A 13966-nucleotide genomic window follows, 5' to 3' on the forward strand; every position below is an offset into this window, starting at 1 on the left:
AAATGAGGAGCATGATTATTATGTTGTTAAAAACACATCACTGCGGCCGCTTAACGAAAGCGGACGTTGGTCAAACTGTCATTCTAAACGGCTGGGTACAGCGTCGCCGCGACCTTGGCGGCGTACTATTTATCGATTTGCGCGACCGTTCGGGTATCGTTCAAACGGTATTCAACCCGGACTTCTCCGGCGATGCGCTGGCAATCGCTGACCGTGCCCGCAACGAGTTCGTTCTTGCGATTCAAGGCACAGTCGTAGAGCGCGATGCAGAAACGTGCAACGCTAACCTTGCTACAGGTGAAATCGAAGTTCGCGTTACCAAAATCGAAGTGCTGAACGCGGCCAAAACGCCTCCATTCCCAATTGAAGACGGCGTAGAGGTGGATGAGTCGCTTCGTTTGAAATATCGTTACCTGGACCTGCGTCGTCCGGAAATGCAAAAAACATTGTTCCTTCGTTCGAAAGCGGCTAAGGTTTTCCGCGACTTCCTAGACGGAGAAGGCTTCATAGACGTAGAAACACCGATTCTTACCAAAAGCACGCCGGAAGGCGCGCGTGATTACTTGGTGCCGAGCCGCGTACACGAAGGCGAATTTTTTGCCTTGCCGCAATCGCCGCAAATTTTCAAGCAGCTTTTGATGGTTGGCGGTATCGAGCGTTACTACCAAATCGCACGCTGCTTCCGCGATGAGGATCTTCGTGCAGACCGTCAACCGGAATTCACGCAAGTCGACATCGAGACTTCCTTCCTATCGCAAGATCAATTGCTTGCGATGATGGAGGAGCTGACGGCTAAGCTTCTTAAAGAAACCGTTGGCGTAGAGCTTGAGCTTCCGTTCCAACGCATCACTTATGCAGATGCGATGAACAAATACGGCTCTGACAAACCGGATCTGCGTTTTGGCCTAGAGATTGAAGATATTACAGATATCGTGTCAAGCAGCGACGTGAAAGTATTCGCAAGCGTAGCGGCTGGCGGCGGCGTAGTTAAAGCGCTGAACGCTAAAGGCTGTGCGAGCTGGAGCCGCAAGGAGCTTGACGACCTGCAGCCATTCGCTGCACGCTATGGCGGCAAAGGCCTTGCATGGATTACGGTTAAGGATGGCGAATGGCGCGGTCCGATCGTAAAATTCCTTAAACCGGAAGAAATTGCCGCTCTTACAGAGCGCCTGCAAGTAGAAGACGGCGATTTGCTGACTTTCTCTGCGGATAAGAAAAAAGTGGTTGCAGACGTTCTTGGCAACCTTCGCTCGAAGCTGGGCAAAGATCTTGGCCTAATCGACGAATCGAAATTTAAATTTGCTTGGGTTGTTGATTTCCCGCTGCTCGGCTGGGATGAAGACGCGAAACGTTATGTAGCCGAACATCACCCGTTCACGCGTCCGAATGAAGACGATCTGCATTTCTTCGATACGGACCCAGGACAAATCCGCGCGCAAGCGTACGATCTAGTATTGAACGGCTACGAGGTAGGCGGCGGTTCCATGCGTATCTACAAACGTGAAGTACAGGAGCAAATGTTCAAGGCGCTTGGTTTCAACAACGAAGAAGCGCAAGAGAAATTCGGCTTCCTGCTTGATGCATTCGAATACGGAACGCCTCCACATGGCGGTATTGCTTTCGGTTTCGACCGTCTGGTTATGCTTCTTACCGGCCGCACGAACCTGCGTGAGACGATTGCATTCCCGAAAACGGCAAGCGCGACCGATTTGCTTTGCGATGCGCCGTCCGAGGTCGAGCTCTCGCAGCTGGAGCAGCTTCATATCCGCACCGTGCTTAAACCGAAGCAACCGGTTGCCGCAGCAGCTGGAGCAGCACCTGCAACGGAAACCAACGAAAAATAAGCGATTTGCGCTAAGGAGGCGGCAGCCTGATGCTTCATCAATTTTCACGTACAGAGCTGGCGATTGGGCCAGAGGGGCTTGCGCTTATGAAGGGGAGCACGGTTGCCGTGCTCGGCATTGGGGGCGTTGGCGGCATAGCTGCTGAGGCGCTTGCGCGCACCGGCGTAGGCCGCATTATTCTCGTGGATAAAGACGTAGTAGATATTACGAACGTCAATCGCCAGATTCATGCGCTCACGACAACGGTTGGCCAGCCAAAAGCAGAGCTTATGCGCGACCGGATTAAGCTCATTAATCCCGAATGCGATGTCGTAGCCTTGCGGATGTTCTATACGGAGGAAACGTTTGAGCAGTTTTTTGAATATCCGCTCGACTATGTCGTAGATGCATCCGATACGATTTCGTACAAGATTCATTTGATCAAGCAATGCTTGGAACGCAAAATCCCGATCATCTCGAGCATGGGCGCAGCCAATAAGATGGACCCGACGAAGTTCCAAGTTGTTGACATTTCGAAGACGCACACCGATCCGCTGGCTCGTGTTATTCGCACGAAGCTTCGCAAGGAAGGCATCAAGCGCGGGGTTAAGGTCGTATTCTCGACCGAGACTCCGATGAAGCCTCGTGAGGATGTCACGAAAAAAATCGTTCCCGCGAATGCGCCTGAGATTCGCAAGGCTAAGCAGCCGCCGGCAAGCAACGCGTTTGTTCCGCCTGTTGCCGGTCTAATCATGGTCAGCGTCGTCGTAAACGATTTGCTTGTTGCAGGCGGAGTCGAGCTGTGAATGAAGCGCTCGCCAAAAAGCTGAGGTTATCGCCCGAGATGAAGGCGCTTGTGCTTAAAGCGCCTTCTGATCATTACTTGGCCGAGCTTGGATTAACGACGGAAGATACGGTTTTGGAGCCGGAAGCACAATATGATTTTGTCTTGTTATTCGTCGTCAGTTTGGCCGAGCTGGCGGAGCATGCGCCTGAAGCGATCCGTGCGGTTAAGCCGGGTGGATTGCTGTGGATCACGTATCCGAAGGGCTCGTCCAAAATAAAGACGGATATAAACCGCGATACGGGCTGGAAGCTGATGCTGACGTTCCATGTGGAAGGTGTCGCAATGATTGCGATGGACGATACATGGTCTTCGATGCGTTATCGACCGGCTGGTGCTGGAAAGAGCGGCACCAGCCGCCGTCCATCTTCAGCAGCCTTGGCTGCCGGGGCTGGTCAGCGTACGACCGCTTCCCAAGGTGAAGAGCTTCCTATGCCGGAGGATCTTTCCGCTGCGTTACAAGCATCGGATGCGGCTGAGCAATTATTTAATGGCGGTCTGACTGCAGCGAAGAGGCGTGACTTCATAAAGTGGATTACCGATGCGAAGCGCGAGGAAACGCGTGCGAACCGGGTAGCCGCGACGGTTGACAAGCTTGCGAGAGGTTTAAAATCTCCATTCGATAAATAAAGAACAAAATGCGGCCGTATTACAGAAAGAGCTTATATGCTTTTTCAGTGATACGGCTATTTTGCGCTGTCTATACCGTAGCTGCATATGCCCATGTCTGGCGAACAAATGTGCTTGTATGCTATGATCGATGTAACAGATGGCAGAAGGTTGGGAAGCGAAAATGGATTTATTCTCTTATCAGCAGGAAGCTGAAATGCCGCGCGCAAGGTTGCTTGCAGACCGTATGCGGCCTCAGACGCTTGACGAATATATTGGACAAGAGCATATCGTAGGGACGGGCAAGCTGCTGCGCAGAGCAATCGAAGGCGACCAAGTATCGTCTATTTTGCTATACGGCCCTCCAGGGTGCGGGAAGACAACGCTAGCGCATATTATCTCGCTGCGGACGGCAGGCGAGTTCGTGAAGCTGAACGCCGTTGACGCTTCGGTTAAGGATGTCCGCGAGGTTATTGATCAAGCTCGCACGAATAAAGCGATGTACGGCAAAAAAACGATTCTTTTTTTAGATGAGGTACACCGCTTCAATACAGCAAGGCAGGACGCTTTGCTGCCGGCTGTCGAGCAGGGCATTATTATCTTTATCGGGGCGACAACCGAAAATCCGTTTCATCATGTGAATGGCGCCTTGCTGTCTCGCTCGACGTTATTTCAATTGGAGCCGCTGGTCGAGGCGCATGCGTATGAAGCTATGCAAAGAGCGTTGTCCGACCGGGAGCGGGGGCTCGGCTTTATGGATTTGCGTGCGGATGAGGATGCGCTGCACCATATTGCCGCTATGGCAGGCGGCGATATTCGCCGCGCGCTCAACGCGCTTGAGCTGGCTGCGGTCACGACGCCATCGGAGCAGGACGGTTCCGTACACTTGACGCTTGAGGTAGCGCAGGAGTCGATTCGCAAGCCGTCGATACGCGCCGATCTGTCGACGCAATATGATGTGCTTTCGGCCTTTCACAAGAGCGTGCGGGGATCAAGCGACGCGGCGCTGTTCTGGTTTTTGTACGCGGTCGAGAAGCTGGGGATGGATCCGATGACCTTTATTCGCAGGCTGATCGTCGCTTGCAGCGAAGACATCGGGCTCGCGAATCCGCAAGCGATGATTCAAGCGGTAACCGCGATGGACGCCTATCATAAGATTGGCTGGCCGGAGGCGAAGTACAACATCTCGCAGGCGATTTTATTTGCGGTGGAGAGCCCTAAATCAAACGCAACGGCAATCGCGATCGGCAATGCGGAGGCGGCGATTGAGCGGGCGGGCGGTGCTGAGGTGCCGCTTCATCTGCGTGATACGCATTACAAGGGAGCGCAGCAGCTTGGGCATGAGGGTTATAAATATCCGCATGATTATCCGAATCATTTTGTAGCGCAGCAATATTTGCCTGACAGGCTTGGCGGGATGACCTTTTATAAGGCAACGGAACAAGGGATGGAAGATAAAATCAAGCAAAACCAGCAAAAGCGCAAGGGCAAATAATGGGATGGAGACTCTTCTTTAACTGGAAACTCCCTTTCTAAATTTCGCCTTTTTATTTGTTGATCTAACGTACACGCAGATGTAAAAAAGAGACTTTCTTAGACGTCCAACGTCTAGGAAAATCTCTTTTCTTTTACCACTTAAGCAATTGAAAACATAAGGCCGAAATAACCGAATACGGCTGTCAAAATACCCATCAAGAAAGCGGGGATAAGCTTATTCGTGCGGTACATCCAAATGAGTCCGCCTGCCATAATCAAAGCTGCGGCTAGCATGAGGACGCTCTCGAAATGCAGCGTAAATTTCACAGCGATATCGGGGCTAAAGCTGCCCTTGTATATCGAGGTGAATAACGGTGACGGAGAGACGGTTTGAAGCGTCTCTTTCACTTTATGCGGCGGCGTTTGCTGGCCTAGCACGCCCGTTGCAGCAAGCACGAGCAGCGCGATAATGCTTTCCGCTTTTAGCCAGCGCTTTGGATTGAAATTCGCATTGTTTTTGGCTAATTTTTTGTAAACGAAGCCGTTTGTATAAGCAAATAGCAGCAAAGGCACAATCAATAGGTGCTTGATCAGAAGCATTTGCCCGTAAGGCAGCATCCAAGCGTTCAAATACTCGGGAGTCGTGAACGACATGAGAACAATGCCCGCTAGAAGCGTAACGAGCACGCAAATGATCGCAACCGGCGAAAACCAACGCAGAAACGCATCCCAATTCGCATTATCCTTGGCAAACCAGCTCGTTACGAATAATATGCCGATCCATACGCTTACGGCTAGGAAGTGGGCAGAATGGGTGACTAAACCCCTAAACCCGTAGAGCGATGAAGCATGGCTTGCATAACCTAACCAAACGATCAGCAAAAACGTAACGAACAACGCAACCTTAGGCATATGCTTGTCGCCCCGAAACGCCTTGAGCCCCAGCAGAAACGCAAGCCCGATTGAGCCGATCGTCGTCCACACCCAAGCCTTCCCGGTATTGATATCAAGCAGAATGCTTTTGAGAATCGAGCTGTATGTCATGTCAAAATCTTTGGCAAAAACAAGCGCGAGCTTATGGATAGGCACATAAGACAAGATCGGGATGGCTATGACACATGCGAGCAGCAAGCCGTTCGGTACCTGTATGGAGGGCTTCTTGCCCTCCGGCACAAGCCGAAGCAGCAAGCCTCCCGTTAAGATAGCGAAGCAAACATATAGAAGGCCTTCGCTGATATAAATCATTATTTGCGCCTCCGCATGAGCAATACGAGCGCAGCTACAACTATAATCGCGCCGATGATGATAGCAGGCGTGTAGTTGGTGCCATCATTGCTCGTTGTTGTATCGCCTGCATTAGATGGATTGTTTGCATCCGCAGTGGCTTCTGGCGAAGGGGTCGGCGAAGCTGTCTCAGCCGGAGCTTCGGTCGTCGCTTCCGGCTCAGCCGTAGACTCTTCCGTTACGGCAGGCGCTTCCACCGTAAAAGCATAATCGCCTTCGACAGAGTGGCCGTCTGCGCCGATGATCGTCCATTTTACCGTGTAGATGCCATTTGGCAGCACGGCCGGGAGAGCGCCGCTCATCTTCATGCCGCCGACTTCGACTTTGTCTTTTTCCATTTCCTCGCCCGCGGCATTCAGTACTTTAAAATTACTAAGCTTCTCGATCTTTGTGTTAAAAGTCAGCTCCACGCGCTCCGGAGAGACGTTTACCGTCGCATCCTTCCCGGGCACAGCGGTTTCTAGTTTGGAATGGGCAAGCGCAACACCCGGAACAAGCCATAGAGCTGCCAGACATATAAGCAAAATCCTTTTCATTTGTAATCCTCCTAAAATATTTTTAGTGACTAATCTGCTGCATAAGCTGTTAGCATTATAACAGATACGGCGAAACGTTAGCTTCACATTAAATGAGCATTTCGTAACGGCTTTATGAACATTTGTTGAAGACCGAACGAATGGGCGCTTAAAAAACGCGAGCAAAGACTGCAAATCCGCGTATAAAGGCTAGCCTTAGGCGAATACACTTAATTACAGCCTTGAGAGAGGCTTACCCTTGCGGTTTGACCGTTTGACGCGGCGGCTTGGCATCTAGGAGAGCACTTACATCACACAAAGATCGCCGTATCTTTGTTCCAAAGGGAGGTGTACCTGTCATCGCACCGCAGCAGCTCATCGTGCGAAGGACAGGATATCGTTGAATGGACCCATTACCGACTAGTTTGTCCCTGGCGCTTATTTTGCTTCTCGTATTTTTGAACGGTTTTTTTGTGGCGGCCGAGTTTGCGATGGTGAAGGTGAGAGGGAGCCGGATCGATACGCTTGCCTCCGAGGGACGCGCACGGGCGAAATATGCTTCTCATTTGACAGGCAATCTCGATGCTTATCTGTCCGCCTGCCAGCTTGGCATTACGCTCGCTTCGCTGGGGCTCGGGTGGATTGGGGAGCCTGCCATCGCTAGAGTGATTGAGCCGTTATTTGGCTATGTCGGCATACGCAACGAGGTATTTATTCATACATTCTCCTTTATCCTCGCCTTCTCCTTCATCACGGTGCTTCATATCGTTTTAGGGGAGTTGGCGCCTAAGACGGTTGCAATCCGCAAAGCGGAACAGATCACGCTATTAACGGCTGCCCCGCTTATCTACTTTTACAAAATCATGTACCCGTTCATTTGGGTGCTTAACGGAATGGCCAACCGGCTTCTAAGGAGAATCGGGATCGAACCGGCAACCGAGAAGGACGCTGCGCATACCGAGGACGAGATTCGAATCCTGATGAAGGAAAGCCACAAAAACGGACTCATTGACAATACGGAGCTTACGCTCGTAGATAATATTTTCGATTTTACGGAAACGAATGCACGTGAAATTATGATTCCCCGCACGGAGATGATTTGCCTAAATACGAGCCATAGCCTTACGGATAACAAAAAGCTTGCACTCGAGCAAATGCTGACGCGATATCCGGTATGCGAGAATGATAAGGATAACATTATCGGCTTCGTCCATATTAAAGATTTGCTTAAGGATACGGCTCATAGCCTGCAAGACATAAAACAAATTACGAGGCCGATCACGACCGTGCCCGAGTCCATGCAAATTAGCACGCTGCTGAAGCTGATGCAAAAGCGAAAGTCCCAAATCGCTATTTTGATCGATGAGTATGGCGGCACCTCTGGTTTAGTCACGTTAGAGGACATCATGGAGGAAATCGTAGGCGAAATCCAAGACGAATTTGACGAGGAGCGCGAGCATCTTGAAAAAAGGGATGACGGTACCTATTCGGTCAGCGGCCTCATGCTTATTGAAGAGGTGAACAGCTTTTTCGGCCTTGATATCGATACGGATGATTACGACACGATCGGCGGCTGGATCTACTCGAAAATTGATATCCCTCCGGTCAAGAATCAACGGGTAGAGTATGCCGGCGAGTTCGAGTTCATGATCGAGGAGACGGACCATCTGCGGATATCGCGGCTTCTTATCCGTAAGATTGGCAAGCGAGCGGAGGGGAAAAACGGTCAATATTTTGGCTAAAAGCAAAAAAACAAGGCTGCCCCAACGCAATGTAATTATGCGTCAAGGCAGCCTTGCCTATTGTCACTCTTATGCTTGCTTAGCAAGCGCTGATGCGGAGTCAATCTTTTGGACGGTTTCAATCGTACCGCCGGCAAGACATTGGCTGCCGTCATACAGAACGACCGCTTGTCCAGGCGTAATCGCTTTTTGCGGCTTATCGAACACGATATGTGCTGTGCCATCCTCGCGGTACGTCACGGTAACGCCTTGATCTGGCTGACGGTAGCGGAATTTGGCCGTGCAGCGGATTGTGCCGGCTTCGGTTACCGGCACGATCCAGTTCATGCCGCTTGCCATAAGGCTCTCGGAGTAGAGGCTAGGATGCTGCTCGCCCTGTACAACGTACAAAATGTTGTTCTCCAGATCCTTGTCGGCTACGAACCATGGCTCGCCGGAGCCAGATCCGCCGATGCCGAGTCCTTGGCGCTGGCCAAGCGTGTAATACATGAGGCCATCGTGGCGGCCCTTTTTCTCGCCGGTTTGAATATCGATCATATCGCCTGCTTGCGCCGGCAAATAACCGCTGAGGAACGTCTTAAAATTGCGTTCTCCGATAAAGCATACGCCGGTGCTGTCTTTTTTCTTAGCCGTATAAAGGCCTGCTTCCTCAGCGATGCGGCGCACCTCCGGCTTCGGAAGGTGACCGATCGGGAACATCGCTTTCGCCAGCTGCTTCTGGTTAAGGGAGCTAAGGAAATAGGTTTGGTCCTTATTCGAGTCCATTCCGCGCAGCAGCTTCGTCACGCCGTCTTCCGTACGCTCCACCTGCGCGTAATGTCCTGTTGCCAAATAATCGGCACCAAGCTCCAAGGCACGCTGCAGGAAGTCGCCAAACTTGATTTCGCGATTGCACATGACGTCTGGGTTAGGCGTGCGTCCGCGCTTGTATTCATCCAGAAAATAAGTGAATACCTTATCAAAATATTGCCGTTCAAAATTAACGGTATAGTAGGGTATGCCGATTTGTTCACATACGCGGCGAACGTCTTCTGAATCCTCTTCCGCCGTGCAATGACCGAATTCATCGGTATCGTCCCAGTTTTTCATAAAGATGCCGACAACGTCATAGCCTTGCTGCTTTAGCAGCAGCGCTGTGACGGAGGAATCGACGCCGCCCGACATGCCGACGACCACTCTTGTCGAAGCTTTTGGTTTTTCCATCGTGAACACCACCTTGCTCTAATCAAACATGTACTATTGTAACATAGGCTGAAAACTTTTTCATGAAGATGTCAACCTTTTTTCACACGTTGCTCGCTTGATATGTTAACATATAAGGGAACTGGGAATACAGAGATATAAGCGCAAGTCGATCAGACACATTCATAACCAACCATAAAACAAATAAAAGAGGTGCCACTTTGAAAATATCGACGAAAGGCCGTTATGGCTTAACAATTATGATGGAGCTTGCGGCTAAATTTGGTGAAGGCCCGACTTCGCTCAAGAGCATTGCTGAGAGAAATCAGCTTTCCGAGCACTATTTGGAGCAGCTAGTAGCACCTTTGCGTAATGCAGGACTTGTGAAAAGCATACGAGGCGCTTATGGCGGCTATATTTTATCCAAAGATCCAGAGACGATTACTTCAGGGGATATCATCCGCATACTCGAGGGGCCAATCTCGCCTGTTGATTTTACCGAAGAGGATGATCCGGCAAAACGTCAATTGTGGCTGCGCATTCGCGACAGCATTGCAGAGGTGCTCGATTCAACAACGCTTGCTGATCTGATCAACTTTGAAGATGAAGGCAAGCCTGACAGCTATATGTTCTATATTTAGAAGGAAGCGGAGGAAGGGCGGCTGCGATTTTTTCGCCCTTTCCATACTGCTCAAATAGCCATTTGTCTATAGTCGTCCTCCGATTTATATCAACATCGCCCACTGAAATGGACCCTTCATCCAAAACCTATCCCCTTGCGGATGCACTTGCTTCTTACCTTACGCTACTTTTTCAGTCTCATAGTCAGGCATAGTTAAGCGCTGGAGCTTAGGGGATCATTATTTTGATCAAGCCCTTTATTCAGTTTCGGCATGTACCTTAACCCAACGTTGATGCGTGTGAAAAGTCGTTGTGCTATACTCTTGTACATGAAAACACATACTTGTTCAGTATTTAAAGGAAGATGACCTATGAAAATACATTATTTTGATCATGCCGCCACTACCCCTATGCATCCTAGCGTTGCAAGCACGATGCTTGAGCTCATGCAGGGACCTGGAGGCAATTCATCGAGCATGCACGCTCTTGGACGAGCTGCGAAGCAGCAGCTTAACCGTGCGCGCGACTCCATTGCTGCTGCCCTTGGCTGCAAGCCGGGAGAGCTATTGTTCACATCAGGCGGAACCGAAAGCGACAACGCTGCTTTGATCGGCGCTGCAAGAGCGCAGCGCAAGCGGGGCAAATCGCATATTATAACTTCAGCTGGCGAGCATCACGCCGTTCTGTATACATGCGAATGGCTGGCTAAGGAAGAAGGCTTCACCTTGACGGTGCTTCCATTAGATAACAGCGGCCGTACTTCGCCTGAGCTCGTGCAAGCGGCGATTACGCCGGAAACGGGACTCATCAGCATTATGCACGGCAATAATGAGGTGGGCACCTTGCAGCCTATCGAAGAAATCGGGCAAATCGCGAAGGCGAGCGGCGCGATTTTTCATGTTGATGCCGTTCAAGCATTAAGCTCGATCAATTATCGGTTAAATGAGCTGCCCGTCGATTTGATGAGCTTCTCCGCACACAAAATCAATGGACCGCAGGGTGTCGGCGCGCTGTATGTGGCAAACGGAACGCTTCTTGAAGCCATCCAGCATGGCGGATCCCAAGAGAGAAAACGCCGTGCAGGCACGGAAAATATCGCCGGCATTGCCGGATTTGCGGCAGCTGTTGACATTTGTGTGAACGAGAGGGAAAATAAGCAACCTTTTATGGACAAGCTTCGTAAGAGATGGATAGAACTGCTGCAAGCTCATGTTGAAGTGCCAATCGTTATAAATGGCAGCGAGCAGCACTATTTGCCGCATATCGTCAATGTCAGCTTTATCGGCGTCGATACGGAAACGATGCTGATGAATTTGGATATGGAGGGAATCGCTGCAGCAAGCGGATCAGCTTGTACTTCCGGCGCGCTTGAGCGATCGCATGTTCTGCGGGCTATGCAACTGCCTGAGGATCAAATTCATTCCGCTGTAAGATTTAGCTTCGGTTTGGGGAATACTTTGGAGGAATTAGAAGATGCCGCACAAAAAGTTGGAACAATCGTGAGGCGTATTCGTAATAACTACTAGGAGGACTCCGACTAAGCGTGATTAAACTTCAACAGCTTATAGGGCTTCCCGTCATCGTAATCCATTCCGGCAAGCTGGTCGGCACCGTCAAGGATGCTTGGTTCGATGAGCATTGGGAGTTGAAGGGGCTAATCCTCGATTGTGCCAAGTGGTTTGCTTCATCTGTAAAAGTAGTGGAGTGGTCTCAAGTATTATCCTGTGGAGATGACACCGTTATTATTTCAAGTGAAGCAGCGATCACGCGGATGAAGTCGAAGCAATTGCTGCGTTCTTTTTACACAGGATTAGTGAAATTAAAGGATTTGCCCGTCGTTACTGTGCAAGGATTACAGCTTGGCCGTGTATCGGATGTTTATTTTTACCCAAAACAGGGTACACAAATAGTAGGCTACGAGCTTACGGACGGTTTTGTTTCGGATCTGATGGAAGGGCGCAAATGGCTGAAGGTGCCGAGTGATCCGGATAGCGTATTGCTCGGGGAAGACGCGATTATTGTTCCTGCTGTCAGTGAAGCGGAATTGGAGCCTGTCGCAGCTTCCAATTTCAGAGGATAGGGAGAAATGAAATATGATGAGATGTCCGAATTGTAATTCGAAAGATATCGGAAAAATAGGTTCCCACCAGTTTTATTGCTGGGGGTGCTTCATTGAACTGACGGTTAACGGCGACAAAATGTCGGTTTACCAAGTGGAAGAGGATGGCACGTTAAGCTCGCTCGACGACTTGTTCTTTGAAGAAGAGATACCGCAAATTCACGTCAACTGATGTGTTTGGCCATAAATAGGAATACAAGAAGACGGTCATTGGCCGTCTTTTTTTGCTGTTCAAGGATGATTTTCACCCCATGTACATATACTGAATTAGTTCCGCTTGTCCTGCTTAATACAGGCTGGAATAAGAAGGTTCGGGGGTGAGGACGGTGGAGCGTTTTACTAAGAGCCGTCTGTTTGTATGGCTTATCTATTTGATATTAGGCTTAATCGCTATTTATTTATTGCTGCTTATTAAGCCGCTTATCGTGAGCGTGTATATTTTTTTAAAAGCCGTGCTTGCGCCGTTTATTATCGCGATGATCATTTCCTATGTGCTCAATCCGATCGTTACGATGCTGCATGACCGGAAGGTGCCCCGAACGATAGCGGTGCTGCTGATTTACGCTGTTTTTTGCGCGGTCATTACGGTGCTGCTCGTTAATTTGATACCGATGTTCATTGAACAGGTGCAGGAGCTGAACCACCATGTGCCGGAATTGTCGATGCGTGCCCAAAACATCGTTACGGACATCAACAATACGTCCTTTTTGCCGGAGAGCATTCGGGGAGGGCTTAACAAGTCGCTTGTCCATATCGAGAAGAAGCTGTCGGAGACCCTGTTTAATTTTGTGAACAATATCGGATCGATGGTCAATGCGCTGTTTATTGCGTTCATCATCCCGTTTCTCGCTTTCTATATATTGAAGGACTTCGACGTATTTGAACGAACGGTCATCACGTATGTCCCGAAATCGCATCGCAAAAACACGGTCCGGCTGCTAAAAGATATCGATACCGCGCTTGGAAGCTACATACGGGGTCAATTCCTGGTTTGCGTCATAGTGGGGGTGCTTGCGTACCTCGGTTATATGGTTATTGGTATGCCCTATGCCTTGCTGCTGGCGAGCATCGTTGCGATAACGAATGTCATTCCTTATTTAGGCCCGTTTTTTGGAGCTGCTCCCGCACTGCTGATGGCCTCAACCGTTTCGCTCAAAATGGTTATTCTCGTGGCGATTATCAACACGTTATGCCAAATTCTCGAGGGGAATGTCATCTCACCGCAGGTCGTTGGCCGAACTCTCCATATGCACCCCTTGTCGATTATTTTTGCGCTGCTCGTCGGAGGCGAAATAGCGGGCATCGTTGGCATGATTTTAGCCGTTCCTATATTTGCGGCCTGCAAGGTGATCATTCAGCATATGTTTGCTTATTATGTACGCAGAAAGATTATTTGACAGGCGGAAAGCGTGTGGCTATAATTTTAAAATAATCGTGTCAATCATATAGGAATAAAGCGTTGACGAAATGAAGTAAGCCAATGCCCGTTAGCCAGAGAGAAAGCTTCTTCGCTAGTGCTTCAAGATGAAGCGTTAAGCGATGGTTGAGAGAGCTTTTATGACGAAGAGTGGCCGAAAGCTCTTTTCGGAGTGTGAATGAACTTCACCGGTTGGACCCGTTAATGTCTAATGAAGGCGATTGTTTATGCTGCTTGCAGCTGAGCAATAACCAGGGTGGTACCGCGAATCTATTCGTCCCTGTCTATGACAGGGGCGTTTTTTGTGTTTTATCATTTAAAGGGGGCTCTTACT

Annotated in this window: 13 protein-coding genes; 10 read left to right on the plus strand and 3 right to left on the minus strand. The window is 49.9% G+C overall.

All coding sequences use genetic code 11. The features are described 5' to 3' along the window. The first annotated feature begins 20 nt into the window (after window positions 1-20). The 4 genes from aspS (at window position 21) to ADU23_RS17065 (ending at window position 4771) form a co-directional block, all read left to right on the plus strand. On the plus strand, window positions 21-1844 hold the full coding sequence (aspS, locus tag ADU23_RS17050; RefSeq protein ID WP_053374827.1) for an aspartate--tRNA ligase: 1824 nt from the start codon (window positions 21-23) through the stop codon (window positions 1842-1844). 29 nt (window positions 1845-1873) lie between these two features. Beyond that, window positions 1874-2629, plus strand: a complete 756-nt coding sequence (locus ADU23_RS17055) for a tRNA threonylcarbamoyladenosine dehydratase (protein ID WP_053374828.1) — start codon at window positions 1874-1876, stop codon at window positions 2627-2629. Further along, window positions 2626-3297, plus strand: coding sequence for a YdeI/OmpD-associated family protein (locus ADU23_RS17060; RefSeq protein ID WP_053374829.1), 672 nt, complete (start codon window positions 2626-2628; stop codon window positions 3295-3297). The genes ADU23_RS17055 and ADU23_RS17060 overlap by 4 nt, the downstream gene beginning before the upstream one ends. A gap of 163 nt (window positions 3298-3460) precedes the next feature. After that, entirely contained in the window at window positions 3461-4771 is a 1311-nt protein-coding gene (locus ADU23_RS17065; RefSeq protein WP_053374830.1) for a replication-associated recombination protein A, read from the plus strand. Window positions 4772-4911: 140 nt separating this feature from the next. Here the strand turns inward: ADU23_RS17065 and ADU23_RS17070 are convergent, their stop codons facing one another. Both ADU23_RS17070 and ADU23_RS17075 read right to left on the minus strand, forming a co-directional pair. Continuing rightward, window positions 4912-5997 carry a copper resistance D family protein gene (locus tag ADU23_RS17070; protein ID WP_053374831.1) on the minus strand — a complete coding sequence of 362 codons (1086 nt, stop codon included), beginning with the start codon at window positions 5995-5997 and terminating at the stop codon, window positions 4912-4914. Then, window positions 5997-6572, minus strand: coding sequence for a copper resistance CopC family protein (locus tag ADU23_RS17075; RefSeq protein ID WP_053374832.1), 576 nt, complete (start codon window positions 6570-6572; stop codon window positions 5997-5999). Before ADU23_RS17075 ends, ADU23_RS17070 begins: the two co-directional genes overlap by 1 nt. 383 nt (window positions 6573-6955) lie before the next feature. Between ADU23_RS17075 and ADU23_RS17080 the strand changes: the two genes are divergently transcribed. Further along, window positions 6956-8293, plus strand: a complete 1338-nt coding sequence (locus tag ADU23_RS17080; RefSeq protein WP_053374833.1) for a hemolysin family protein — start codon at window positions 6956-6958, stop codon at window positions 8291-8293. Between the two features lie 69 nt (window positions 8294-8362). Here ADU23_RS17080 and mnmA read toward each other — a convergent pair whose 3' ends face one another. Then, window positions 8363-9496 carry a tRNA 2-thiouridine(34) synthase MnmA gene (gene mnmA / locus ADU23_RS17085; protein ID WP_053374834.1) on the minus strand — a complete coding sequence of 378 codons (1134 nt, stop codon included), beginning with the start codon at window positions 9494-9496 and terminating at the stop codon, window positions 8363-8365. A 200-nt stretch (window positions 9497-9696) separates the two neighbouring features. Here mnmA and cymR point away from each other — a divergent pair, with 200 nt between their 5' ends. The 5 genes from cymR (at window position 9697) to ADU23_RS17110 (ending at window position 13612) form a co-directional block, all read left to right on the plus strand. After that, on the plus strand, window positions 9697-10116 hold the full coding sequence (gene cymR / locus ADU23_RS17090) for a cysteine metabolism transcriptional regulator CymR (protein WP_053374835.1): 420 nt from the start codon (window positions 9697-9699) through the stop codon (window positions 10114-10116). Between the two features lie 351 nt (window positions 10117-10467). Then, window positions 10468-11622 (plus strand): cysteine desulfurase family protein, encoded by a 1155-nt coding sequence (locus ADU23_RS17095; protein ID WP_053374836.1) that lies wholly within the window; start codon window positions 10468-10470, stop codon window positions 11620-11622. 17 nt (window positions 11623-11639) lie between these two features. After that, on the plus strand, window positions 11640-12176 hold the full coding sequence (locus ADU23_RS17100; protein ID WP_053374837.1) for a PRC-barrel domain-containing protein: 537 nt from the start codon (window positions 11640-11642) through the stop codon (window positions 12174-12176). A 13-nt stretch (window positions 12177-12189) separates the two neighbouring features. Next, the gene (locus ADU23_RS17105; protein WP_053374838.1) at window positions 12190-12387 is read left to right on the plus strand and encodes a hypothetical protein; all 198 of its coding nucleotides are present in this window, start codon (window positions 12190-12192) and stop codon (window positions 12385-12387) included. A gap of 154 nt (window positions 12388-12541) precedes the next feature. Continuing rightward, window positions 12542-13612 carry an AI-2E family transporter gene (locus ADU23_RS17110; protein WP_053377681.1) on the plus strand — a complete coding sequence of 357 codons (1071 nt, stop codon included), beginning with the start codon at window positions 12542-12544 and terminating at the stop codon, window positions 13610-13612. The last annotated feature ends 354 nt before the right edge of the window (window positions 13613-13966 follow it).

Source organism: Paenibacillus sp. FJAT-27812 (genome assembly GCF_001273905.1).
Taxonomy (GTDB): Bacteria; Bacillota; Bacilli; order Paenibacillales; family Paenibacillaceae; genus Pristimantibacillus.

Excerpts from the sequence above, each read along its gene's own strand:
- aspS (WP_053374827.1), top strand. The coding sequence starts at position 21 with ATGTTGTTAAAAACACATCACTGCGGCCGCTTAACGAAAGCGGACGTT.
- ADU23_RS17055 (WP_053374828.1), top strand. The coding sequence starts at position 1,874 with ATGCTTCATCAATTTTCACGTACAGAGCTGGCGATTGGGCCAGAGGGG.
- ADU23_RS17065 (WP_053374830.1), top strand. The coding sequence starts at position 3,461 with ATGGATTTATTCTCTTATCAGCAGGAAGCTGAAATGCCGCGCGCAAGG.
- ADU23_RS17070 (WP_053374831.1), bottom strand. The coding sequence starts at position 5,997 with ATGATTTATATCAGCGAAGGCCTTCTATATGTTTGCTTCGCTATCTTA.
- ADU23_RS17075 (WP_053374832.1), bottom strand. The coding sequence starts at position 6,572 with ATGAAAAGGATTTTGCTTATATGTCTGGCAGCTCTATGGCTTGTTCCG.
- ADU23_RS17080 (WP_053374833.1), top strand. The coding sequence starts at position 6,956 with ATGGACCCATTACCGACTAGTTTGTCCCTGGCGCTTATTTTGCTTCTC.
- mnmA (WP_053374834.1), bottom strand. The coding sequence starts at position 9,496 with ATGGAAAAACCAAAAGCTTCGACAAGAGTGGTCGTCGGCATGTCGGGC.
- ADU23_RS17095 (WP_053374836.1), top strand. The coding sequence starts at position 10,468 with ATGAAAATACATTATTTTGATCATGCCGCCACTACCCCTATGCATCCT.
- ADU23_RS17105 (WP_053374838.1), top strand. The coding sequence starts at position 12,190 with ATGATGAGATGTCCGAATTGTAATTCGAAAGATATCGGAAAAATAGGT.